Annotated in this window: 24 protein-coding genes; 10 read left to right on the top strand and 14 right to left on the bottom strand. The window is 72.6% G+C overall.

All coding sequences use genetic code 11. The annotated features are described in order from the left end of the window. The first annotated feature begins 323 nt into the window (after positions 1-323). Positions 324-680: a VOC family protein gene (locus AB0C59_RS34055; protein WP_363011592.1), complete on the top strand. Its 357-nt coding sequence runs from the start codon at positions 324-326 to the stop codon at positions 678-680. Between the two features lie 16 nt (positions 681-696). On the opposite strand, the gene msrB is transcribed toward AB0C59_RS34055, so the two are convergent. From msrB to AB0C59_RS34035, 4 genes are all read right to left on the bottom strand, one after another. Beyond that, positions 697-1104, bottom strand: a complete 408-nt coding sequence (gene msrB / locus AB0C59_RS34050) for a peptide-methionine (R)-S-oxide reductase MsrB (protein WP_363011590.1) — start codon at positions 1102-1104, stop codon at positions 697-699. A 13-nt stretch (positions 1105-1117) separates the two neighbouring features. Next, positions 1118-2515 (bottom strand): UDP-N-acetylmuramate--L-alanine ligase, encoded by a 1398-nt coding sequence (gene murC / locus AB0C59_RS34045; RefSeq protein WP_363011588.1) that lies wholly within the window; start codon positions 2513-2515, stop codon positions 1118-1120. A 144-nt stretch (positions 2516-2659) separates the two neighbouring features. Further along, positions 2660-3136: an indole-3-glycerol phosphate synthase gene (locus AB0C59_RS34040; protein ID WP_363011586.1), complete on the bottom strand. Its 477-nt coding sequence runs from the start codon at positions 3134-3136 to the stop codon at positions 2660-2662. 217 nt (positions 3137-3353) lie between these two features. Then, positions 3354-4175, bottom strand: coding sequence for a pyrimidine reductase family protein (locus AB0C59_RS34035; RefSeq protein WP_363011584.1), 822 nt, complete (start codon positions 4173-4175; stop codon positions 3354-3356). A 34-nt stretch (positions 4176-4209) separates the two neighbouring features. On the opposite strand from AB0C59_RS34035, the gene zapE reads away from it, so the two are divergent. From zapE to AB0C59_RS34010, 5 genes are all read left to right on the top strand, one after another. Further along, the gene (gene zapE / locus AB0C59_RS34030) at positions 4210-5310 is read left to right on the top strand and encodes a cell division protein ZapE (protein WP_363011582.1); all 1101 of its coding nucleotides are present in this window, start codon (positions 4210-4212) and stop codon (positions 5308-5310) included. A 117-nt stretch (positions 5311-5427) separates the two neighbouring features. Continuing rightward, entirely contained in the window at positions 5428-6675 is a 1248-nt protein-coding gene (locus tag AB0C59_RS34025) for a slipin family protein (protein WP_363011580.1), read from the top strand. A gap of 129 nt (positions 6676-6804) precedes the next feature. Beyond that, entirely contained in the window at positions 6805-7551 is a 747-nt protein-coding gene (locus AB0C59_RS34020; RefSeq protein ID WP_363011596.1) for a peptidyl-tRNA hydrolase, read from the top strand. 138 nt (positions 7552-7689) lie between these two features. Further along, on the top strand, positions 7690-8097 hold the full coding sequence (locus AB0C59_RS34015) for a YciI family protein (RefSeq protein WP_363011578.1): 408 nt from the start codon (positions 7690-7692) through the stop codon (positions 8095-8097). Positions 8098-8105: 8 nt separating this feature from the next. Beyond that, the gene (locus AB0C59_RS34010; protein ID WP_363011594.1) at positions 8106-9251 is read left to right on the top strand and encodes a sigma-70 family RNA polymerase sigma factor; all 1146 of its coding nucleotides are present in this window, start codon (positions 8106-8108) and stop codon (positions 9249-9251) included. A 26-nt stretch (positions 9252-9277) separates the two neighbouring features. Here the strand turns inward: AB0C59_RS34010 and AB0C59_RS34005 are convergent, their stop codons facing one another. After that, positions 9278-10114: a glycoside hydrolase family 16 protein gene (locus AB0C59_RS34005; RefSeq protein WP_363011576.1), complete on the bottom strand. Its 837-nt coding sequence runs from the start codon at positions 10112-10114 to the stop codon at positions 9278-9280. Positions 10115-10607: 493 nt separating this feature from the next. Between AB0C59_RS34005 and AB0C59_RS34000 the strand changes: the two genes are divergently transcribed. Further along, complete coding sequence (locus AB0C59_RS34000; RefSeq protein WP_363011574.1) at positions 10608-11990, top strand: DUF692 domain-containing protein; 1383 nt, start codon at positions 10608-10610, stop codon at positions 11988-11990. A 171-nt stretch (positions 11991-12161) separates the two neighbouring features. Further along, entirely contained in the window at positions 12162-12734 is a 573-nt protein-coding gene (locus AB0C59_RS33995; protein WP_363011573.1) for a dihydrofolate reductase family protein, read from the top strand. Between the two features lie 23 nt (positions 12735-12757). Here AB0C59_RS33995 and AB0C59_RS33990 read toward each other — a convergent pair whose 3' ends face one another. The 8 genes from AB0C59_RS33990 to AB0C59_RS33955 all read right to left on the bottom strand — a co-directional run bounded on the left by AB0C59_RS33990 (position 12758) and on the right by AB0C59_RS33955 (position 19050). Then, the gene (locus AB0C59_RS33990; RefSeq protein ID WP_363011571.1) at positions 12758-13309 is read right to left on the bottom strand and encodes a hypothetical protein; all 552 of its coding nucleotides are present in this window, start codon (positions 13307-13309) and stop codon (positions 12758-12760) included. A 648-nt stretch (positions 13310-13957) separates the two neighbouring features. Then, positions 13958-14725 carry a restriction endonuclease gene (locus AB0C59_RS33985; RefSeq protein WP_363011569.1) on the bottom strand — a complete coding sequence of 256 codons (768 nt, stop codon included), beginning with the start codon at positions 14723-14725 and terminating at the stop codon, positions 13958-13960. Continuing rightward, positions 14722-14931, bottom strand: coding sequence for a hypothetical protein (locus tag AB0C59_RS33980; RefSeq protein ID WP_363011567.1), 210 nt, complete (start codon positions 14929-14931; stop codon positions 14722-14724). Before AB0C59_RS33980 ends, AB0C59_RS33985 begins: the two co-directional genes overlap by 4 nt. Before the next feature lie 223 nt (positions 14932-15154). Continuing rightward, positions 15155-15646, bottom strand: a complete 492-nt coding sequence (locus AB0C59_RS33975; RefSeq protein ID WP_363011565.1) for a hypothetical protein — start codon at positions 15644-15646, stop codon at positions 15155-15157. After that, on the bottom strand, positions 15634-16245 hold the full coding sequence (locus AB0C59_RS33970; protein ID WP_363011563.1) for a hypothetical protein: 612 nt from the start codon (positions 16243-16245) through the stop codon (positions 15634-15636). Before AB0C59_RS33970 ends, AB0C59_RS33975 begins: the two co-directional genes overlap by 13 nt. A 158-nt stretch (positions 16246-16403) precedes the next feature. Then, positions 16404-17135 (bottom strand): hydrogen peroxide-dependent heme synthase, encoded by a 732-nt coding sequence (gene hemQ / locus AB0C59_RS33965; RefSeq protein WP_363011561.1) that lies wholly within the window; start codon positions 17133-17135, stop codon positions 16404-16406. A 4-nt stretch (positions 17136-17139) separates the two neighbouring features. Continuing rightward, positions 17140-18606, bottom strand: coding sequence for a protoporphyrinogen oxidase (hemG, locus tag AB0C59_RS33960; protein ID WP_363011559.1), 1467 nt, complete (start codon positions 18604-18606; stop codon positions 17140-17142). A gap of 72 nt (positions 18607-18678) precedes the next feature. Then, a complete protein-coding gene (locus tag AB0C59_RS33955) occupies positions 18679-19050 on the bottom strand; it encodes a hypothetical protein (protein WP_363011557.1) in 372 nt (123 codons plus the stop codon). A gap of 176 nt (positions 19051-19226) precedes the next feature. Between AB0C59_RS33955 and AB0C59_RS33950 the strand changes: the two genes are divergently transcribed. Then, positions 19227-20045 (top strand): rhomboid family intramembrane serine protease, encoded by an 819-nt coding sequence (locus tag AB0C59_RS33950; RefSeq protein ID WP_363011555.1) that lies wholly within the window; start codon positions 19227-19229, stop codon positions 20043-20045. A gap of 12 nt (positions 20046-20057) precedes the next feature. On the opposite strand, the gene hemE is transcribed toward AB0C59_RS33950, so the two are convergent. Further along, a complete protein-coding gene (gene hemE, locus AB0C59_RS33945; RefSeq protein ID WP_363011552.1) occupies positions 20058-21125 on the bottom strand; it encodes a uroporphyrinogen decarboxylase in 1068 nt (355 codons plus the stop codon). Positions 21126-21316: 191 nt separating this feature from the next. Here hemE and AB0C59_RS33940 point away from each other — a divergent pair, with 191 nt between their 5' ends. Next, positions 21317-21982 carry a DUF3000 domain-containing protein gene (locus AB0C59_RS33940; RefSeq protein ID WP_363011550.1) on the top strand — a complete coding sequence of 222 codons (666 nt, stop codon included), beginning with the start codon at positions 21317-21319 and terminating at the stop codon, positions 21980-21982. Positions 21983-22142 lie beyond the last annotated feature (160 nt).

Genomic DNA, 22142 nt, shown 5'->3' with positions numbered 1-22142 from the left:
TGTTCAGACGAAGGCCGTTTCCACGTACGGCAGTTACCGAACCGAGTGATCAAGTACGACGCACCGTTCGACAGCACACGTTAAAGATCAAGCTAGGGCCTGTTGCGAAAGTGGCGTCGTCGCCCGGAGGGCGGCCGCGCGGCGTCCGGTGCGTGCTCTCGCCGTGCCGCCCGGAAGCCCTCGTACTGGACGTACTCGGGCTTTCGGGCGGTGCGGCGAGAGTGCGTGCCGGGCGTCGCGCGGCAGACGCCACATTCGCAACAGGCCCTGGTGCGGGGGCTGTTTCGGCCCGCGGGCCGTGGGGTCGCCGATACCCTGGCGTGATGTGCGTACGCCGGGTCGTCCCCAACCTCCGGACCGAAGCCACCGCCGAGAACGCGGAGTTCTACGGTCTGCTCGGTTTCGAGGAGGTCATGAACCACGGCTGGATCGCGACACTCGCCTCCCCCCGGAACCCCGCGGCCCAGATCAGCCTGATGAGCGAGGACGCGACGGCGCCCGTCGTGCCGGACCTGAGCATCGAGGTGGAGGACGTCGACGCGCTGTACGCCGTCCTGCGGGAGCGCGGCGCCGAGATCGTGCACCCGCTGACCGACGAGGAGTGGGGTGTGCGCCGCTTCTTCGTGCGCGACCCGGACGGCCGCGTGGTGAACGTGCTCGGCCACAGCCGCGTGCCGTGACCGAGCGGGGGTGGACTCAGCCCTCGTCCGGCGTCAGCCGCAGGGAGATCGAGTTGATGCAGTACCGCTGGTCCGTGGGGGTCGCGTAACCCTCACCCTCGAAGACATGGCCGAGGTGGGAGCCGCAGCGGGCGCAGCGGACCTCGGTGCGGGCCATGCCGTGGGAGCGGTCCTCCAGGAGTTCCACCGCGTCGGTGTCCTTCGGGTCGTAGAAGGAGGGCCAGCCGCAGTGGGACTCGAACTTCGTGCCGGAGGTGAAGAGTTCGGCGCCGCAGGCGCGGCAGGAGTAGACGCCCTTGGTCTTGGTGTCGGTGTACTCGCCCCTGAAGGCGGGCTCGGTACCGGCCTGGCGCAGCACGGCGTACTCCGCCGGCGTCAGTTCCTCGCGCCACTGCTCGTCCGGCTTCTCGACGTCGTACGACATGACGGCCAACCCCTTACTTCTGCTGCTGTGCGAGACGGTCCAGGATGCGCGGTCCGAGGTCGGTGACGTCGCCCGCGCCCATGGTGAGAACGAGATCACCGGGCTTGGCCATTCCCGCCACGACCGCGGGCGCCTCCGCCTTGTCGTGGACGGCCTGCACGTCCGCGCCCGCCGCGCGGGCCGCGTCGATGATCAGCTCGCTCGTCACGCCGGGGATCGGGTCCTCGCGGGCGGGGTAGATGTCGAGCACGACCGAGGAGTCGGCGAGGGCGAGCGCCTCGCCCATCTCCTTGCCCAGTTCCTGGGTGCGTGAGAACAGGTGGGGCTGGAAGAGCACCAGGATGCGGGAGTCCCCGGCGGCCGCCCGCATCGCCTCCAGGTCCGCCGTCATCTCGGTGGGGTGGTGCGCGTAGGAGTCGATGACCTGGACGCCGGCCTGTTCGCCCTTGAGCTGGAGGCGGCGCTTGACGCCCGTGTACGCGCCGAGCGCCGTGGCCAGCTCCGGGGCGGGGACGCCGAGCGCCACGCCCGCGGCCAGGGCGGCCACCGCGTTGTGCGCGTAGTGGCGGCCGGGGACGGACACCGTGAAGGTCAGCTCCTGCCCGTCGAGGACGACCGTCACCTCGCTCCTGAGTCCCTGCGGGGTGACCGACAGGACGCGCACGTCGGCGTCCTCGGACTCGCCGTAGGTGACCGTGCGCACCGAGCCGGCCAGCCGCCGGGTCAGCTCACGCGCCCCCTCGTGGTCGGCGGCGATCACCAGGGTGCCGCCGGGCACGATCCTGCCGGCGAACGTCTCGAACGACTCGTAGATCTCCTCCATGGACGCGTAGTTGGCGTGGTGGTCCAACTCGACGTTGAGGACGATGGCGACCTCGGGCGCGTACTTGTGGAAGCTGCGGTCGCTCTCGTCCGCCTCGGCGACGAAGATCTCCCCCTCGCCGTGCAGGGCGTTGGAGCCGGGGGCGTCCAGGTCGCCGCCGATCGCGTACGACGGGTCGAGGCCCAGCTCCCGCAGGGACACGGCCAGCATCGACGTCGTGGTGGTCTTGCCGTGGGTGCCCGCGACCGCGATCGGGCGCAGCCCGTCCATCAGCCGGGCCAGGGCGTCGGAGCGGTGCACCACCGGGATGCCCGCCTCCGCCGCCCGCGCCAGCTCCGGGTTGTCCGCGCGGATGGCGGAGGACACGACGGCGCAGCTGGCGTCGTCGGCGAGGTGCCCGGCCGCGTGGCCGATGTGCACCGTGGCGCCGAGCGCGCGCAGCGCCTCGGCGGTCGGCGAGTCCTTGGCGTCGCTGCCCGCCACCACGGCACCGCGCTGCGCGAGGATCTTCGCGATACCCGACATTCCGGCGCCGCCGATGCCGATGAAGTGCGGTCGGTCCATGGCGGGGGGGAGGCCGGGTGCCATGCGTGTCTCCTGGATCTGGATGCTGGTACGGCGTGTGCTCAGCGGCCCAGCCTATGCCGTGCGGCCGGGGCCGCGCGCACCGACCGACGGGGGGCGCCGAGCGGCCCGCGACCGGGCGCCCGGCTCACCGGCCCGCCGCGCCGTTCACTGCGCCTTGCTGTGCGAGAACAGCTTGAGCACCGGGACGCCGACCTTGTGCCGCGCCCGGGAGGCCCAGTCGCGGTGGAAGAACTCCTCCACGTAGTGGGGGTCGGTCAGCACGATGACCTCGTCCGCGCCGCTCTCCCCCACCAGGGTCTTGAGGGCGTCGAGCGGATGGTCCTCGATCAGGCGGCCTTCGGCCGTGCTGCCGGCCGCGCGCAGCGCCGACAGGGAGACCTCCAGGGCCTGGCGCCCGAGGGCGGCCGCGTCCTTTCCCTCGGGGGTGTCCCGTTCGTGCGCCGCCTCGTCCAGCTCTCCGAGGGCGATGTCGTCGATGGCGCGCAGCAGGCGGTCCGCCTGGTCGCCTCTCGGCTGGAGCAGCACATGGAAGGCCACCTTCTCGTCACCGTGCAAGGTGGTGACGAACTCCACGTCGGCGGATGTGAGGGCCTTCTCGATCATCAGTACGCTCGTGAACACGTCGGGGCGCCCCTTCTTCTCCGAGTCCAGCGAGGACCCCCCGCGGGGCCTCTCTCCTGCACGGGCCTGTCAGACCCTGCGGAAACCATCCTGCCCCGTGATCGCTTGGACACCCTGCCGGATTGATTGTGCCCCTTCGGGAACCAGATGGAACGGACTGTTCCGACATGTACGACAAGTTTCCATGTACGACAACTTCGCGTTCCGTGCGGTGCGGTCAGCCCACCCGGCGGTAGCGGCTGAAGAGGAACCCCTTCTCCTCCAGCAGCGACACCAGGGCGAAGCGCTGGGGCACCGGCACCGAGGGGCCCCCGGCGACGCGTTGCGCGCCACCGGCCGTGAGCATCGGCGACACCGTCAGGCACAGCTCGTCCAGCACCCCCGCCGCCACCATCTGCCCCAGCAGCCGCGGTCCGCCCTCGGTCAGCAGCCGGCTCATGCCGAGCTCCCCGAGAGCCGCCACGGCGCGGGCCGGGTCCGCACCGGCGCCCTCCCCCGCGACCACCACCCTCACGCCCGCCCGCTCGGCCGCGGCCACCCGGTCCGGCGCCGCCGCTGCCCCGGTCAGCAGCAGCGTGGGCACCAGGGGCGCGGTGAACAGCGGCAGCGAGAAGTCCAGGTCGAGGCTCGCGCTCACCACGGCGATCGCGGGCGCGGGGCCCTGACCGGCCGCCGCGCGCGCCGCCGCGAACGCCTCCCGGGCCCGAGCCGGGCGGTACCCCTCCTGCCGCACCGTCTCCGCGCCCACGACGACCACGTCGGCGAGCGCCCTGAGCGTGCCGAAGATCCGCATGTCGGTGGCGTCGGAGAGGGGCTGGGAGCGCCCGTCGTGCTGAGCGGCCCCGTCGAGCGACGCGACCATGTTGGCGCGCAGCCAGGGCCGCCGGGGGCCGCCGCCGACCGCGGGGGCCGGGTAGGCGTACGCCGTCGCGAGCTCCTGGAGCGTCCACTCGCGGTCGGCGTCCGGGTGGGCACCCGGCCCGGCGCCGCCGTCCGGCCGGGCCGCCGTCTCATCGGTCACAGGGAACAGGCGTCGCATGCGGTGCAGTGTGGCACGGCTAAAGTGGTGAACCGTGTCGTCCTCCACCGCCGCCTCCGATCCGATAGCCGAAGCGGCCCCGCTGTCGCTGACCTCCCGCGAGCCGCACGTCCCCGCGGACCGGCTCGTCGCCGAGATGGTGCCACCGCCCCGCTTCGACTCGGTCCGCTTCTCGACCTACGTCCCGGACCCGAACCAGCCCAGCCAGAGCGAGGCCGTGCAGGTCCTCGAGGAGTTCGCCGGCGGGCTCGGCGGCGCGCACGCCGCGTCCGCCAAGCGCTCGCTGTTCGGCTTCGGCAGGGGCCGGGGGAGGGCCTCCAAGGCGCCGGCGGGCCCGCGCGGCGTCTACCTCGACGGCGGGTACGGCGTCGGCAAGACCCATCTCCTCGCCTCGCTGTGGCACGCGACCCCGGCCGAGCCCGCGCTCAAGGCGTTCGGCACGTTCGTGGAGCTGACCAACCTGGTCGGCGCGCTCGGCTTCCAGCAGACGGTGCAGACGCTGTCGGGGCACCGCCTGCTGTGCATCGACGAGTTCGAGCTGGACGACCCGGGCGACACCGTCCTCGTGTCCACGCTGCTCGGCAAGCTCGTGGACGCGGGCGTGGCGCTGGCGGCCACCTCGAACACGCTGCCGGGCAAGCTCGGCGAGGGCCGCTTCGCCGCCGCCGACTTCCTGCGCGAGATCCAGGGGCTGTCCGCGCACTTCAAGGCGCTGCGCATCGACGGTGAGGACTACCGGCACCGGGGTCTGCCCGAGGCCCCGGCGCCCTACAGCGACGAGCAGGTGACCAAGGCGGCGTACGCCACCGAGGGCGCCTCGCTGGACGACTTCCCGCATCTGCTGGAGCACCTCGCGCGGGTGCACCCCAGCCGGTACGGCGCGCTGACCGACGAGCTGCGGGCGGTGTGCCTGACCGATGTGCGGCCGGTGCCCGACCAGTCGACGGCGCTTCGGCTCGTGGTGCTGGCCGACCGGCTCTACGACCGCGAGGTGCCGGTCCTCGCGTCCGGGCTGCCGTTCGACCGGCTGTTCAGCGAGGAGATGCTGAACGGCGGCTACCGCAAGAAGTACTTCCGGGCGATCTCCCGCCTCACGGCCCTGGCGCGCGACGCCAAGGGGCTCGTGGAGCACTGACGCACACCGGGCGCCCGCCGGCCGCACACCGGTGGTGCCCGGCCCTCGCCTCGCCGGTCCCGTCCGAATTATGGTGAAAGGTACAGATGTACCGAGCCTCTCGGTGAGGGGGTCGTCATGATCCAGGAGCTGGTGGGTGCCCTGGCGGGAGCCGGCGTCGCGGGGCTCGTGGGCCTCGGCGCGGCGGCACGCGTCGTCAAGCAGTACGAGCGCGGGGTGGTCTTCCGCTTCGGGCGGGTGAGCGGGGACGCCCGGCCGCCGGGGCTGACCGCGATCGTTCCGTTCGTGGACCGGATGCACAAGGTCAACATGCAGATCGTGACGCTCCCCGTCCCCGCGCAGGAGGGCATCACCCGGGACAACGTCACCGTGCGCGTGGACGCGGTCGTGTACTTCAAGGTCATCGACCCGGCGAACGCGCTCATCCAGGTCGAGGACTACCGGTTCGCCGTCTCGCAGATGGCGCAGACCTCACTGCGCTCGATCATCGGCAAGAGCGACCTCGACGACCTGCTCTCCAACCGCGAGAAGCTCAACCAGGGTCTCGAACTGATGATCGACAGTCCGGCGGTGGGCTGGGGGGTGCAGATCGACAGGGTGGAGATCAAGGACGTGTCGCTGCCGGACGCCATGAAGCGGTCGATGGCCCGCCAGGCGGAGGCCGACCGTGAGCGCCGGGCGCGCATCATCAACGCGGACGCCGAACTCCAGGCCTCCAGGAAGCTGGCGGAGGCCGCCGGGGTGATGTCCGAGCAGCCCGCCGCGCTCCAGCTGCGGCTGCTGCAGACCGTGGTGGCGGTGGCGGCGGAGAAGAACTCCACCCTGGTCCTGCCGTTCCCGGTGGAGCTGCTGCGCTTCCTGGAACGGGCGGCACCGGCGCAGGAGGCGTCGGCGGCCGCGAAGCCGGTCGAAACCGGTGCGGCGGCCGCGAAGCCGGGCGAAGCGGGGGCGGTGACCGCGCGGTCGGCCGGCACGGAGGACTCCCGGCACACGGCGCCGGAGGATCCCGGCGAGAGCGAGAGCGGGCCGCCTCGGACGTCGCGGGAGGCCTCCCCGAAGACGTGGCACGAGAGCCCGAGCCCGAAGGAGACCTGGCGCGAGACCACGGCGAGGGCTCGCCGGGAGGCTGCGGCGAAGGTGACGCAGGCGAAGGCCCGGCGCGCGGGCGTGCCGCCGGCCACCGCCGGCGGCGCCCCGAAACCCGCCCCGCGGGCCGAGGCCGTACGGCCCCCGGCACCGGACGCGCCCGCGCCGGCGGCGCCCAAGACCACGGCCCTCACCCGGAAGGCCCCACGCGAGGCCGAGGCCCCACCGGAACTCTGGCCGGACCCCACGCCCCCGAAGCCGCCCACGTCCACCCCGTGAGGCACGGCCACGTCCTCCCGTGCGGCACCGGACACGTCCACCCCTGCGGCTCGGACGAGGTCCCCTGACGGCCCCCTCCCCCGGCCCGGCGGGCTTCCCCCGGCAGTCCCCGATCGTCCGCCTGGCAGACTGGGGGCCGTGAGCAGCGACCCGACGCCGCCGGCCCCGTCCGGCTCCCCGACCAGCCCCTTCCGTACCGAGCGCACCTCGCGCGACGAGGCGCCGCAGTTCGCGCTGCCGCTGGTCGTACGCCTCGAACGGGACGCTCCCCCGGCGCGCACGGACGCGCTGGAGGCCGCGGCGCGGGCCGTGCTCGTGATGCTCAGCGACGAACGGTCGCTGGGCGAGGGCGAATGGGCCGAGGTGATGCGGGACTGGCAGGACGCCCGGATCCGCAAGGTGGTGCGGCGGGCCCGTGGCGGCGAGTGGCGGCGGGCGGAGGCGCTGCCCGGCATCACGGTGACGGGCGGATCGGCCGAGGTGCGGGTGTTCCCGCCCGTGCCGGTGGACGCCTGGCCCAAGGACCTGGCCAAACTCCAGGTCTCCGGCACGGACCTGGACGACCCGGAGGCGCCCGCCGACGCGGACCCGGCGCTGCCCGTGCTGTGGCTGAACCCGCGGCTCGCGATGTCGGCGGGCAAGGCGATGGCCCAGGCCGGGCACGGCGCCCACCTCGCGTGGTGGGCACTGCCCGAGGAGGACCGCGTGGCCTGGCGCAAGGCGGGCTTCCCCCTCGCCGTCCGGACCGCGTCCCCGTCCCGGTGGCCCGAACTGGTCGCCTCGGGAATGCCGTTGGTGCGCGACGCGGGCTTCACCGAGGTCGCGCCGGGCAGCTCGACGGTGGTCGCCGAGCACCCGGCCCTGCGCCCGAGCTGACGACGGCCGTCGCACGGCGGCCGCCACCGGCTCGTCCCCGAGGCCCGAAAAAGTCGGACGGCGATGTCGAGAACCGGCGGCCTGCTCCGTCCCCGCAGTGAAAGCGCCCACAATGGGGCGCGGCAGCGAGGAGGAACGATGGCCAAGTACCTGCTTCTCAAGCACTACCGCGGCGCGCCGGCCCCGGTCAACAACGTGCCGATGGACCAATGGACGCCCGAGGAGATCTCGGCGCACATGCAGTACATGCGGGACCTCGCGGACCGCCTCGAGAAGACCGGCGAGTTCGTCGACGGTCAGGCGCTCGCCCCCGAGGGGTCGTGGGTCCGGTACGACGGTGAGGGGCGCCCGCCGGTCACCGACGGCCCGTTCGCCGAGACCAAGGACCTCATCGCCGGCTGGATGGTGATCGACGTCGACAGCCATGAGCGGGCCGTCGAACTGGCCGGGGAACTGTCGGCGGCCCCCGGGGCGGGCGGGAAGCCGATCCACGAGTGGATCGAGGTGCGCCCGTTCCTGGCCGCGCCGCCCACCGTCACGGAGTGAACCCGCCGATGGACGAGGCCCTGCTGCGCAGGCTCACGCCGAGTGTCCTCGCTGTCCTCGTCCGCCGCGGAGCCGACTTCGCGGCGGCCGAGGACGCGGTGCAGGACGCACTGGTCGAGGCGGTCCGCGTCTGGCCCGCGGACCCGCCACGGGACCCCAAGGGCTGGCTGGTCACCGTGGCCTGGCGCCGGTTCCTCGACGCGATGCGGGCGGATGCCGCCCGCCGCCGGCGTGAGGACCTCGTCGACGAGGAGCCGGCCCCCGGACCCGCGTCCGCGGCGGACGACACGCTCCAGCTCTACTTCCTGTGCGCCCACCCGTCGCTGACACCGTCGTCCGCGGTCGCGCTCACCCTGCGCGCCGTCGGCGGGCTGACCACCCGCCAGATCGCCCAGGCCTACCTGGTGCCCGAGGCGACCATGGCGCAGCGCATCAGCCGGGCCAAGCGCACCGTCTCCGGCGTGCGGTTCGACCGGCCCGGCGACGTCGCCACCGTGCTGCGCGTCCTCTACCTGGTCTTCAACGAGGGCTACTCGGGCGACGTCGACCTCGCCGCCGAGGCCATCCGGCTCACCCGGCAGCTCGCCTCCCAGGTCGACCACCCCGAGGCGGCGGGCCTGCTCGCCCTCATGCTGCTCCACCACGCCCGGCGCGCCGCCCGGACCGCGCCGGACGGCAGCCTCGTACCGCTCGCCGAGCAGGACCGCGGCCGATGGGACACCGGCTCGATCGCCGAGGGCGTCTCGATCCTTCAGGCGGCCCTCGCCCGCGACCGGCTGGGCGAGTTCCAGGCCCAGGCCGCCGTCGCGGCCCTCCACGCCGACGCGCCCACCGCCGAGGAGACCGACTGGCCGCAGATCGTCGAGTGGTACGACGAACTCACGCGCCTGACCGGCAATCCCGTCGTCAAGCTCAACCGCGCGGTGGCCGTCGGCGAGGCCGACGGACCGCGCGCGGGCCTGGCGGCACTCGCGGAACTGGACGCCTCACTGCCCCGGTACGCGGCGGTGCGGGCGTACCTCCTCGAGCGCGACGGCGACCTGGCCGCCGCGGCACGGCTGTACGCCGAGGCGGCCGGCAAGGCGTCCGACCTCGCCGAACGCGACCATCTGACACGCCAGGCCGCCCGGCTCAACACCCGCCGTAACCGCTGACGGGCCGCGCTCCGCCGCCGCCGTCGTCAACGGCCCGCTCCCGTGTACGTGTAGGCGCTGACCCAGGTGATGTCCATCTGCGCCCAGGAGCCGGGCGCGGCGTACGGTCCGTACAGCGCGCTCTCGTTCTGCAGGACCCAGTCCAGGGGCCGCGCGGCGACCGCGCGGCCGTCGCTCAGGTACAGGCGGCCGTCCAGGTAGTAGCGGGCACGGCCCGGGGTCCACTCCAGGCTCACCGTGTGCCACCGGGTGAACGGCTCGCCCGTGTCGGCGTAGCCCTGGGCGCGCCCGTCGCACGGATGGTGGAAGAAGTGGACGGTGTCGGTCCAGGACTGCTCGTACATGTCCATCTCGCAGCCACCGCCGTAGAGCAGCCAGGCGCTCTTGTAGCCGGGTGCCGCCCGTACGACACGCACCCGCGCGCTGTACTTCCCGTACGTCTGCCGCATCACCGCGCGCGGCACCACCGCGGCCACATGGAGGTCGCCACCGGATGCCGGGCGGTACATGCGCAGATGCATCCGGCCGTCGCCGTCCGCCGCCGGCCCCACCCACACCGTGTCGTCGGCGCGGTACTCCCCGCCCAGCACACGGTGGTTGCCGTTGGAGTGGTTGCGCGGGTTCGCGGTGTCGTACCAGCCGCGCGGGTAGGCCCACCAGGCGGCGCGGTACGCACCGGTGAGGCCGCCGCAGTACGCGCCGGGCGTGTCCGCGCCGTGGTCGCAGTCGCTGAAGGAGCCGAGCGGGACGACGTCGCCGTTGAAGTCCTCGGCGAGGACCTGGTGGAAGGGTCCGCAGTCGCCACGCGGCAGGGCGTCACCGGTCGTACGGCAGGCGTCCTGCGACGGCGAAGGCGACGGCATCGCCGCCCGCGTCGGCGTGGGTGTGTGCATCGGCGTGGGCATCGGCGTCGAGGAGGCGATCCGGGGCGCCGGAGCGGCCGCACCGAGGACAGCCGCCGCGAGGAGGGCCGCCGCGAGCCCGGCGAGGCGCCCTGCGGGGCGGCGGTGCGGTCTCGAAGTCGTGCCCCGCTTCCGGGTGCCGACCGGCCGGCCTCCGCGCATGTCTCCCCCCAGGTCATCTCACGGGTCTCATGGGTCTCATGGGTCTCCTGACAGGTCTTCCTGGAAGCCCGGCTCCCGGGCTCCGCCGTTCGGGTCGACCTTCGGGCCCCGCACACCTCCGGCTCACGCGGGCGCGCGTGCGACCGGATCACCCGGCCGGCGAGCGGAACCTCAAATGTTGCTCTGAACGTCCCAGGGCAGGGGTTCGGTGGCGACGGACGGGGCCATGACCCGTGACACCGGCGGCGATGCGCCGACGGCGTGGCGTGGATCCGTGGTGGAGGAGGGGACGATGCAGCACCTGGGAACGGGCATCGGATGGCGGCCGGAGATCGCCGACGCCGTGGAACGCATGGCGGGCGTCGACTGGGTCGAGGCCGTGGCCGAGAACATCTGCCCCGGACACGTCCCCGAGTCGCTGCTGCGGCTGCGCGAGCGTGGCGTCACCGTCGTACCGCACGGCGTGTCGCTCGGGCTCGGCGGCGCCGACCGCCCCGACCCGGCGCGGCTGGCCGACCTCGCCGCACGGGCCGAGGCCCTGGGCTCGCCCCTGGTGACCGAGCACATCGCGTTCGTGCGGGCGGGCGGGGCACTGACCGCGTCCCCGGCACTGGAAGCCGGCCATCTGCTGCCCGTCCCCCGCACCCGCGACGCGCTCGACGTGCTGTGCGAGAACGTCCGTGTCGCGCAGGACGCCCTGCCGGTACCGCTCGCGGTGGAGAACATCGCGGCGCTGATCGCCTGGCCCGGCGAGGAGATGACGGAGGGGCAGTTCCTGTACGACCTGGCCGACCGTACCGGGGTGCGCCTGCTGATCGATGTCGCCAACCTGCACACCAACCACGTCAACCGGGGCGAGGACCCGGGCAAGGCACTGGACGAACTGCCCGTCGAGGCCATCGCCTACGCGCATGTCGCGGGCGGCTTCGAGCGCGACGGCGTGTGGCACGACAGCCACGCCCACCCCGTGCCGCGCCCGGTCCTGGACATCCTGGCCGACCTCGCCTCCCGCACCGCCCCGCCGGGCGTCCTGCTGGAACGCGACGAGAACTTCCCGCAGCCGGAGGAACTGGAGCGGGAGCTGACTCTCGTACGGGAGACGGTGACGAAGGCCGGGGGCGGGAAAGCCCCCCGCGCGACCGCGCCGACGACGGCGACGGCGGCGACGGCGGCGGCGGCGACGACGGAAGGAGCCGCACCCGCACGGTCGTACGACGACGGCCCGGCGGATCGTGCGCCCGACGCCCACGGCGACGGCACCGCCGCCCGGCAGCGGCTCGCGCTCGCACAGACCGCCCTGCTCTCCTGCCTGGTCGCGGACACCCCCGTGCCCGAGGGCTTCGACCGGGCACGGATCGGGGTGCAGGCGCGCTCGCTGGCCGCGAAGCGCGCCGGGATCGTGGCCAAAGTCGCCCCCGAGCTCCCCGAGATCCTCGCCAAGGAGTACGGGCCGGCCTTCCTCGCCTACGCCCACGGCCGTCCGATGACCGGCGGCTACCGGCGCGACGCCCTCGACTTCGCCGCGCACGTGCTGCGTGCCGGGCACCCGGCCGACGCGGCGGCCCGGCTCCGGCTGCGCAGCTGGTGGCGGGACCGCTCGGGCCCCACCCCCCCGTCGCGCCACCCCGCGGCCCGTCTGGCCCGCGCCACCCGCCGAGTACTGCTGCGGCACTGACCACCGCGCACCCCACGGAAGGGCGCCACGGACGAGGAAGGGGCGGCTCGCGCTTTCGGCGAGCCGCCCCTTCCTGTCCCTCGAACCGACAACATCGATTTTCTTGACAAATTTTTTTGTCGGTCGGATGCTGGAGTCCCCTCCCCCCGCTCCAAGGACAAGGACAGCGCCATGCGCACACTGATCAGCACCGCCTTCATCTCGCTCGACGGCGTCGTGGAGGCCCCCGGCGGCGAATCCGGCTACCGGAACGCCGGGTGGACCTTCAAGGACGTGGAGTTCCTCCCGGAGGCGTACGGGATCAAGGGGAGTGAGCAGGAGGAGGCCACCGCGATCCTGATGGGCCGGGTCAGCTACGAGGCGTTCAGCCCGGTGTGGCCCACCATGGCGGAGTTCGCCGGGTACAACGCCATGCCGAAGTACGTCGTGTCCACCACCCTCACCGAGGGCGACCTGGTCCCGGACTGGGGCGAGACCTCGATCCTGCGCTCACTCGACCAGGTCGCCGCCCTGAAGGAGACCGAGGGAGGGCCGATCATCGTCCACGGCAGCGCCTCGCTGAACCGGAGCCTGTCCGACGCGGGTCTGATCGACCGCTACCACCTGCTCGTCTTCCCGCTGCTGCTCGGCGCGGGCAAGCGGCTGTTCAGCGGTGCCGACCAGGACACCCGGAAGCTGAGGCTGATCGAGCACGAGGTCTACGCGAACGGGCTGCAGAAGAACGTCTTCGAGGTCGCGCGCTGACTCCGGTGGCGAGGACAGCGCGGTCAGGCGAGCGCGGGCGCCGCTCCCCCCGACCCGGGCCCGGCCTCGGCCTCGGCGGCCGAGGTCAGCGCCTCCAGACGCTTGATCTTGCGCCGTACGACGGCGAGCGGGATGACCCCGAACACTCCGAACGACATGTCGATCAGGGTCCACCAGAAGGGGATTCCGCGCACCGGACCGCAGATGAGCGCGAGCGGGATGATCCCGGCGCAGGCGATCATCCCGAACTCGATCACCCAGATGTTGCGCACCGGGTCGCGGTACGGCCCGACGAAGGCGACCGCGATGACGAGGTGCGCGAACGCCAGCCAGTCCGTGCCGTACAGCACGAAGGGGTGCTCGGCGTCGGCCGCGTCCAGACCCTGGCGCACCCGGACGATCCAGTCCATCAGCCCCGGCAGGTACGTCGGGACGGACAGCGAGCGCAACACCTCCTCGGCCCAGTGCAGTTCGTGTACCAGCGGGAAGGCGGTGGCGCCGCTGAGCACCAGGCAGACGACGAAGAGGGCCAACCAGACGCGAATGCCCTTGAGCAGGGCGGCTCTGTCGCTCATGACCCCAGCGTACGCCTGGTTTTGAACACGTTCAAAACTCTCGGAGCAACGGGCACTCCGGCCCTCCGGCGGGCTGAGCAGCGCTGGGATCACGGGCGCCGAACCGGTCGCGCACGGCATGGGCGGCTCGGTGACTGGCCCTGGTCGACGCCGATCGGCGCGTACTCCGAGGAGGATTTCCTCGCGGGCGGCTGGGAGGAGATCCGGAACCGTGCCGGCACTCCTACCCGCGGCACCGCGCCCACCCTGCGCGAGCCGCTGCGGGGCCCTGTCGGAGAAGGGGGCTGTACGGGTCCTGATCTCCAGGGGGACGAGGCAGGGCAGTTGTCGCCGAACCGGCGCGTTCCTTGTCACTGGCCGCAGATTCGAGGCAGAGGGCGGCGTTCTGAAGAGAGGGGCGGGGCGGTCGGATTCGAACCGACGTCCTCCGAGATGATGTCGCGGCGCACTACCTCTGTGCTACGACCCCGCCTTGCTGGTGATCATAGGACTCACCCATGGCGATGAACAGGCGATATCAGCTGCCGGTGTGGCCACCACCGAGTCGTCACGACCGGTCGGAGTCGGCCGCAGCACACGACGTCTCCCCGCGGCAGCAGGGCATCGGCCCGTGCACAGGCGGGCGATGACGCTTGGCGATGGACGGTCCTACCGTTCTCGACCCGAGTGCGGCCGTGCACCTTGTCCAGGAAGTCTCCTGGTCGGCTTGCGGGGCGGCGGGACAGCGCGCAGCAGATCCCACAGAGGGCGTGAGCCGGACACCCAGGCTGCGAGGGTGTGGCGGTCGACCACGTGGAGGCGCTGCTGCTCGGCGAACTTCAGGGCAGGTGCGGTGACCCGTCCGTTGGTCACGATGACCGCGACATCGGCGCCGTGGACCTGGCGGGCGGTGCCGTTGAGGACCTGGAGGTCCGGCGTTCCCACGGCGGAGCCGGCGAGGCCGTTGCGCCGGTGTTTGCACTGAATCACCCAGCGCCGCCCGTAGGGGTCGGTGGCCTTGACGTCGGCGCCCAGGTCCCCGCCGCCCCCGACCCGGACCGCGTCCGGGCAGCCGTCACGGTGCATCAGGTCGCGGACTACGTCTTCGAACCGTGAGTGGTGGAGGGAGTCGAGTTGGGAAAGACCGAAACGCAGCCCCTGTGCGCGAACCGCTTCCCACCGTGCCTGCTGGTGCTTGTGATACAGCCAACCGCTCCCGGCCAGCACCGCGAGTACGCCGACAACAGCCAGGATCCACCAGTGCGCCAGCAGCCAGTTGACGACGGCCACCACCAGGGCGACGGCGATGACGGCGGCCACCAAGAGGCCGGTCAGGCGGTCGTCCCCGCGCTGCCGCCGCCTGGCCGGCCTGCGGATCCGCCGCCGTCCCATCGGACGCCTGGCCACCGCCCGGCCCTTGCGCGTGCGTGGGCTCATCGACTGGCCTGCGTGACGCCACTCGCAAGCTGCCCCACGAAGTTCAGGATTCCCTGGCCGAGCCGAGTGGGCGCGATCAGGACCCCCAGCGCCAGAACGATGACGACGGTCAGTTTCTCGTCGAAGCGGCTGCGCGACTCCGTACGCCGCCGCAGCCGCCAGACCACAATGACCGTGAGCAGCACCGCCACGTTGATGGTCAGCACCAGTCCAGACCTCCCCCACCAACCGGCCACCATTACGGCAGGGACGGCAGAGCACCGCCCCAGCCTCCTTGTGTAGCCGCACCCCAGCCATGGGGGAGGCAGGTTGTCGACGAATGGCACAAAGCCATCGGACCTGGCCGAATACCGCGCGGTTGATCAACCGCGGACGTGCCCGAGGCGCACGCCGCCGCCACCGGCCAGTGGTCGTCGGGCTTCGGACAGGTCACCGGGGGCGGACGCACTCTGACACCTGGTCGGTGACATACGCGCCGCGAAAGCCGAGGCGTGCCCCGATCTCCTTGTAACGGAGGAACTGCGTCTCGCCGATCGCTACGTCGTACCTGTCGACGAGGTGCAGGAGAAGCCGGAACCCGAGGTCCGGGTCCACGGACGTCACCGTTTCCTCAAGCAGGGGAGTGATGGCGTCGGCGGCCGCGCCGCTGGTCTGCCGCGCCACGGCCCGATCGAGTGCCGGACGCACATCACGGACCTCGTGCAGGACCGGTTCCCTCACGTCTTCGCGATGAGTGGGCGCTCTGGACACGTAGGAGGGTGCGACACCGGCCAGCCACGCCGTACACACCTCGGCGATCTCCCGCAGCCAGGCCCTGCCGTCCGCGTCGAAGGCTTCGTCAGCGCCGCTACGCCGAGCGGCGGTGCGCCACAGTGCCGTCACGGCGTCGTCGGACAGCGTCGAGTCCGTCAGGAGGCGCACGTCCTGGAGGAGGATGGCGGCTGACTGCCGGGAGCAATGCCACGGTCATCGTGGGCGGCTTCCGCATACGTCGGAAGCTCCTCAAGGGGGACGTCTTCCAACTTCTCGCGACGCAGCAGAACCTGGGTCTCCGGATCATACTTGACCAAATCTCCGGGAACTCCATAGAAATCTGCATCCATGAAACTCGCCTCGGAGATATCGAGAGCCCATTCCACCTCGCGATACTTCTGCACCATCCCGGCGATATGAAGGTCGCGATGCGCCAGACTGGTGTGGGGCGGCATCACCATGACCGAACCGATCTTCCCTTTCAGTACCACCCGGCTGAAAACGCAGCCATAGATCCCATGGATCTGCTTGGTGATGAGTCCATCAACAGTCGCACCATCGAAGTAGACCCCCTGGACCTGGCACCGGTCCACCGTGCAGGCCTGAACCCATGCATCCCGGACGATCAACCCGAAGTTCGGGTCGTCGAACTGAGCCAGGAAACACGACGTCAGGGAACTACCCGCCACATCGATTCCCGTGCATGCGTGCGGTGAGCCGATATGCCTAATTCCTTGCACTGCTTGACGTTCGACACGGACCACCATGGCGCCTCCACCTTTCATGGCTGGATAAAACCGGCCAGGAGAACCATTCCGAGACGCCCCTCCAGCCCACCGGATACGACAAGACCGCCACCTCCCCGAGGCAGCGGTCCCACGTGTCGTTCCCGCTCCGGGCGGGATCCGTCCTCCGACGGCGGACTCTAGGCGAGCCCGGAGACGAGCTCCGCGATCGACCTGCGGCGGCCGGTGTAGAACGGCACTTCCTCGCGGACGTGCATCCGGGCCTCCGAGGCCCGCAGGTGACGCATGAGGTCGACGATGCGGTACAGCTCGTCCGCCTCGAAGGCGAGGATCCACTCGTAGTCGCCGAGCGAGAACGAGGCGACCGTGTTGGCCCGGACGTCCGGGTAGCCGCGCGCCATCTTGCCGTGGTCCGCGAGCATGCGGCGACGGTCCTCGTCGGGCAGCAGGTACCAGTCGTAGGAGCGGACGAACGGGTAGACGCTGACGTAGTCGCGCGGCGTCTCGTCGGCGAGGAAGGCCGGGATGTGCGAGCGGTTGAACTCGGCGGGGCGGTGCAGCGCCATGTTCGACCAGACCGGCTCCAGGGCACGGCCCAGCCGGGTGCGGCGGAAGAGGTTGTACGCCTCCTGGAGCTGGTCGCTGGTCTCGGCGTGCCACCAGATCATGAGGTCGGCGTCGGCGCGCAGACCCGAGACGTCGTACGTGCCGCGCACGGTGACGTCCTTGGCGGCGAGCTGGTCGAACAGCTCCTGGACCTCGTCGGCGTAACCGGAACGGTCCTCGGGCAGCACGTCCTTCAGTTTGAAGACGGACCACAGCGTGTAGCGGATGACCTCGTTGAGGTCCTTGGCCAGCTTGCCCTTGTTCGGGATCCTGCCGGACTCGGTGGTGGAGGCGTCGTCACTCATGAGGCTATTGTCCCGCCCCGCCGTGCAGGCTCTGCACCGGGTTGGCGGTGAGGTCCTGCACACCGCGCGGGTCGCCGCCGAGCTGGTCCACGGCGGCGTACGCGCTGGCGACGCACGCCGGGATGCCGACCCCGTCGTAGGCGGCGCCGCACACGGCCAGGCCCGGGAGCCTGGCGACCTCGGCGCGGACGCGGGCCACGCGCGCGTGGTGGCCGACCGGGTACTGGGGCAGGCCGTCCGTCCAGCGGGTGACCCGGGTCTGGAGCGGGGTGGCGTCGAGGCCGGTCGCCTCGCGCAGGTCCCGGCGGGAGACGGCCACCAGATCGGCGTCCTCGCGTTCGAGGACGGCGCTCTCGCCGTGGCGCCCGACGGAGGTGCGCAGGACGACGACGTCCGGGTCCTCCTCGGCGATCCAGCCCCACTTGCGGGAGGCGAAGGTGGAGGCCTTGATGGTGTGGCCGTCGACGGGCGGCACCAGGAAGCCGCTGCCCTCGGGGAGGGCCGCGTCGGCGTCGGCGGCCCGGTAGGCGAGGGTGATCAGGGCCATGGAGGCGTATTCCACGCCGTCCAGTTCGGTGGCGGCGCCCGGCGCGGCGGGCCGCAGCAGGCGGGCCGCCTCCCGCGCGGGGGCGGCGACGATCACCGCGTCCGCCGTGACGAGGCGTCCGCCGGCCGTGACCTCCCAGCCCTCGGCGCCGCGGCGCAGCCCGTCCACCCGGGTCCCCAGCAGGATCTCCCCGCCGCGCGCGCGCACGGACTCGGCGACGGCGAGCGGCAGGGTGGCGACACCGCCCTCGATGCCCATGAACACGGGTCCCGCCGACTGCGGGGCCGCGGCGGCCTTCGCCTGGATCTCGCGGACCGCCGCCGTCAGCGAGTCGTGCGTCCGGGCGGCCTGGAAGAGCTGCGGGACCGCGGAGCGCAGCGAGATGCGGTACGCGTCGCCCGCGTAGACCCCGCCGAGCAGGGGCTCCACCAGGCGGTCGACGACCTCGCGGCCGAGGCGCGCCGCCACGTACTCCCCCACCGCCACGTCGTCGCCGACCTCGGTGCGCGGGAGTTCGGCGTCGCGCTCGATGCGACGCAGGCCCTCGTCGGACAGGACCCCGGACAGCGCGGCCGCCGTCCCGGGTACGCCCATGACGTGCCCCTTCGGCATCGGCCGCAGCGCGCCCCGGGTCCAGAGCGAGGCGGACGCGGTGGCCGGGGGCTGGAGGCGGTTCGTGAGGCCCACCTCCCGGGCGAGCCCGACCGCTTCGGGCCGGCGGGCGAGCATCGACTCGGCGCCGAGGTCGACCCGCACCCCGGCGATCCGGCCGGGCAGCAGCTTGCCGCCGACCCGCTCCGAGGACTCCAGGACCGTCACGGCGGCGCCCCGGTCCAGCAGCCGGTGGGCGGCGGCGAGACCGGCGATCCCGCCCCCGACGACGACGACTCTCCGCGCGTCGGCGCGGTTCTGGCTCGCGTTCATGCCCCCAGCGTCTCAGATCGCCGTGATCCCCAGGTCAGCGGCCTGACCCGGGGGGAGGGGGGCGCCGGTGCCTCAGGCCGTTTCGGGGCGGCCGTTGATGCGCTCGATGGCCTGCCGGGCCTGTTCGGCCGGTGGGCGCGGCGGCAGGGACGACACGGAGGCGGTGGAGGTCATGGCGGCGCCGGCGGCCGGGGAGGGGCCCGCGGTGACGGCGGCCGGTTGCGGCTGGGCCGTGGGGGACTTCGCGTGGGCGGCGGCGCGGGGGGAGCGCAGGCGGTGGCTGACGGCCTCGTCCAGGGTGACGGGGCGTTGCGTCTGGGCGGCGAGCCGGCCGGCCTCCTGGCCGAGCCGGGCGACATCCTCCCAGGGGAGGCGGATCACGAGGGAGAGTTCCGCCTCTCCCTCGGGCAGGGCGTGTATGGCAGGGGTGACTCGGTCGTTCATCGCCTGATTCCTCACGTCGTCCCCGCGGCACGCCTTCCCCGCACCGCGGGCGGTTGAGGAGACATACGTGCGAGTGGAGTGGGGTGTTCAGCGGGACGGGTCACCGCGTCCACCGGGCCGGGCGTCGCGGTTCGGGCGCCGAGGTTCGGGCGTCGCGTGCTGGGCAGAAACCCCGTGTGGTCATCCCCGTCCATGACATCAATCCGGTACGCCGCACGCCCTACGTGACGTACGCGCTGATCGCGGCGAACGTGCTCGTCTTCCTCCTCACCCCGGGGACAGCGGGGTCGGTGACGGGCCAGAGCGAACTGGCGCAGCTGTGCCATCTCCAGGCGTTCCTGGACCACTACGCGGTGGTGCCGAAGGAATTGATCCACGATCAGCTGCCGCGCCTCGTCCCGACGGGCGCGGTGGGCACGGGGCCGCACGGCCCGGGCTGCGTGGTCGGACCGCCGGGGTACCGCAAGTCGCCGCCGCTGTCGGTCCTCACGGCGATGTTCCTGCACGGCAGTTGGCTGCATCTGCTGGGCAACATGCTGTTCCTGCTGGTCTTCGGCAACAACATCGAGGACCGGCTCGGGCATGTGCGCTTCGCCCTGTTCTACCTGGTGTGCGGCTACGCGGCGGCATACGGCTTCGCGTATCTCGACGACACCTCGTCCGCCCCGCTGATCGGCGCCTCCGGGGCCATCGCGGGGGTGCTCGGCGCGTATCTCGTCCTCTACCCGAGGGCCAGGGTGTGGGTCCTGGTCCCGTTCCTGGTCTTCCTGCCGCTGCGGCTGCCCGCCTGGATCGTGCTCGGATTCTGGTTCGCGCTCCAGGCGGTGTACTCGTCCGGGGGCGGCCTGTCCAGGGTCGGGACGGTGGCGTACACGGCCCATGTGGCCGGCTTCCTGGTCGGCATGGCGCTGGCCTGGCCGCTGCGGCCGGGCACACCGCCGCCGCCCGAGCCGCGCGGTCTGCTGTTCGGCAGGCGGGCGCGGCCCGGCTGGTGACGGCGGGGAAGGTCAGCCGGCCGTCTGCTCGTGGACGTACTCCACGAGGCGGGTCAGGGCGTCCGGGTCGGTCGTCGGCATGACGCCGTGGCCGAGGTTGAAGACATGGCCCTCAAGGCCCTCGGCCGCGGCGAGGACCTCGCGGGTCTTGGCCTCGACGGCCTCGGTCGGCGCGAAGAGGATCGCCGGGTCGAGGTTGCCCTGGAGCGCCTTGCCGCCACCGACGCGGCCGGCCGCCTCGTCCAGCGGGACGCGCCAGTCGACGCCCACGACGTCCGCGCCGGCCTCGCCCATCAGGCCGAGCAGTTCGCCGGTGCCGACGCCGAAGTGGATGCGCGGGACGCCGTAGTCCTCGACGGCCTGGAAGACCTTGGCCGAGGCGGGCAGCACCGAGCGGCGGTAGTCGGCGGGGGCGAGCGCTCCGGCCCAGGAGTCGAAGAGCTGCACGGCCGAGGCGCCCGCATCGATCTGGACCTTGAGGAAGGCGGAGGTGATGGCCGCGAGCCGGTCCAGCAGGTCCGTCCACAGCTGCGGGTCGCCGTACATGAGCGCCTTGGTGTGCTCGTAGGTACGGGACGGGCCGCCCTCGATGAGGTAGCTCGCCAGGGTGAACGGGGCGCCGGCGAAGCCGATGAGGGGGGTCGCGCCGAGTTCGGCGGTGAGCAGGCCGATGGCCTCCGTGACGTAGGAGACGTCCTCGGGGGTCAGGTCCCGCAGCCGTGCGAGGTCGGCGCGGGAGCGGATCGGCTCCGCGACGACCGGGCCCACCCCGGGCTTGATGTCGAGGTCGACGCCGATGGCCTTGAGCGGGACCACGATGTCGCTGAAGTAGATCGCCGCGTCGACGCCGTGCCGGCGCACCGGCTGGAGCGTGATCTCGGTGACCAGCTCGGGCCGCATGCAGGACTCCAGCATCGCGACGCCCTCGCGCACCTTGCGGTACTCGGGCAGGGAGCGCCCGGCCTGCCGCATGAACCACACCGGAGTGTGCGGAACGGGCTCGCGCCTGCACGCCTTCAGGAAGGCGGAGTCGTACGTCGCTGTCGGCTGGCCCTTCGCGGGGCGGTCAGTGGCACTCACGCCGAAAGTCTCCCACGCCCCGAGGGGGCCCGGTTCCGGACGGCGCCCGGGCACCGTCCGGGCGCCGTCCCGGCCCCTGTACGGCCTACTCGCCCCGACCCGTGCCGATACCTTGCCGTTCCCGGCCAAACCGCCTCCGGGAAGGGTGTCTCTCCCTGCGAACGTGCCGCGCTGCCTTTACTCTTCCCGGCATGGCTGCGGCTCAGGAACGACTGACGGACGGCGCTGGCGGAACGGACGACGGGGAGGGGGACGACCATGCGGTGGACACGGCTCCGCGGCCATTCCGCGTCGCGGTCGACGCGCTGACGGCCGCACGCCTGCGGCCCGAGATCGAGATCGACCCCACCCGCCCTCCGCAGCGGCTCGCTCCGCACGCCTACGCCCTGGAGGCCGCGGTCGTCGTGGACGACGAGGACCTGGCCGACGGGCGGCTCGTACTGCTGCACGACCCGGCCGGGCACGAGGCCTGGCAGGGGACCTTCCGACTGGTGACCCTGGTGCGCGCCGAACTCGAGGCCGAGATGGCGGCCGATCCGCTGCTGCCCGAGGTGTGCTGGTCGTGGCTGACGGGCGCCCTCCAGGCCCGCGGCCTGACGTACGGCGAGCCCAGCGGCACGGTCACCCGGGCCGGCTCGCACTACTTCGGCGGGCTCGGCGACCGCCCGCCCGCCTGCCAGATCGAGATCCGCGCCTCCTGGACGCCCCGCGAGGGCCGGGGCGGTGTGCCGGACACCGCGGCTCACCTGGCCTCCTGGTGCGATCTGCTCTCCCAGGTGGCGGGGCTGCCCCCGGCGGGCCCGGGCGACGGCTCCGTGGTGACGCTTCCGCAGCGGCGGGGTCCGCAGTCCCGCTGACGCGCGGACGAGGGCCCACGGCCCGTACGACACGGCGAAGGGCGGTGCCGCACACGGTGTGCGGCACGCCCCCACGCCCGGGGGCGCGCCCCCCGCGCCGGGCCCGCGCCCCCCGACAAAAAGCGGACCCCCCCCCGCGGGCCGCCCCCGGCCGAGCGCC

The sequence above is a fragment of the Streptomyces sp. NPDC048664 genome (genome assembly GCF_040650555.1).
Classification (GTDB): Bacteria; Actinomycetota; Actinomycetes; order Streptomycetales; family Streptomycetaceae; genus Streptomyces.
This window is presented reverse-complemented; position numbering and strand designations above follow the sequence as displayed.

Coding starts and splice junctions, on each gene's coding strand:
- AB0C59_RS34055 (WP_363011592.1), top strand. CDS start 324: ATGTGCGTACGCCGGGTCGTCCCCAACCTCCGGACCGAAGCCACCGCC.
- msrB (WP_363011590.1), bottom strand. CDS start 1,104: ATGTCGTACGACGTCGAGAAGCCGGACGAGCAGTGGCGCGAGGAACTG.
- murC (WP_363011588.1), bottom strand. CDS start 2,515: ATGGCACCCGGCCTCCCCCCCGCCATGGACCGACCGCACTTCATCGGC.
- AB0C59_RS34035 (WP_363011584.1), bottom strand. CDS start 4,175: ATGCGACGCCTGTTCCCTGTGACCGATGAGACGGCGGCCCGGCCGGAC.
- AB0C59_RS34025 (WP_363011580.1), top strand. CDS start 5,428: ATGATCCAGGAGCTGGTGGGTGCCCTGGCGGGAGCCGGCGTCGCGGGG.
- AB0C59_RS34015 (WP_363011578.1), top strand. CDS start 7,690: ATGGCCAAGTACCTGCTTCTCAAGCACTACCGCGGCGCGCCGGCCCCG.
- AB0C59_RS34010 (WP_363011594.1), top strand. CDS start 8,106: ATGGACGAGGCCCTGCTGCGCAGGCTCACGCCGAGTGTCCTCGCTGTC.
- AB0C59_RS34005 (WP_363011576.1), bottom strand. CDS start 10,114: ATGCCGTCGCCTTCGCCGTCGCAGGACGCCTGCCGTACGACCGGTGAC.
- AB0C59_RS34000 (WP_363011574.1), top strand. CDS start 10,608: ATGCAGCACCTGGGAACGGGCATCGGATGGCGGCCGGAGATCGCCGAC.
- AB0C59_RS33995 (WP_363011573.1), top strand. CDS start 12,162: ATGCGCACACTGATCAGCACCGCCTTCATCTCGCTCGACGGCGTCGTG.
- AB0C59_RS33990 (WP_363011571.1), bottom strand. CDS start 13,309: ATGAGCGACAGAGCCGCCCTGCTCAAGGGCATTCGCGTCTGGTTGGCC.
- AB0C59_RS33985 (WP_363011569.1), bottom strand. CDS start 14,725: ATGAGCCCACGCACGCGCAAGGGCCGGGCGGTGGCCAGGCGTCCGATG.
- AB0C59_RS33970 (WP_363011563.1), bottom strand. CDS start 16,245: ATGGTGGTCCGTGTCGAACGTCAAGCAGTGCAAGGAATTAGGCATATC.
- hemQ (WP_363011561.1), bottom strand. CDS start 17,135: ATGAGTGACGACGCCTCCACCACCGAGTCCGGCAGGATCCCGAACAAG.
- hemG (WP_363011559.1), bottom strand. CDS start 18,606: ATGAACGCGAGCCAGAACCGCGCCGACGCGCGGAGAGTCGTCGTCGTC.
- AB0C59_RS33955 (WP_363011557.1), bottom strand. CDS start 19,050: ATGAACGACCGAGTCACCCCTGCCATACACGCCCTGCCCGAGGGAGAG.
- AB0C59_RS33940 (WP_363011550.1), top strand. CDS start 21,317: ATGGCTGCGGCTCAGGAACGACTGACGGACGGCGCTGGCGGAACGGAC.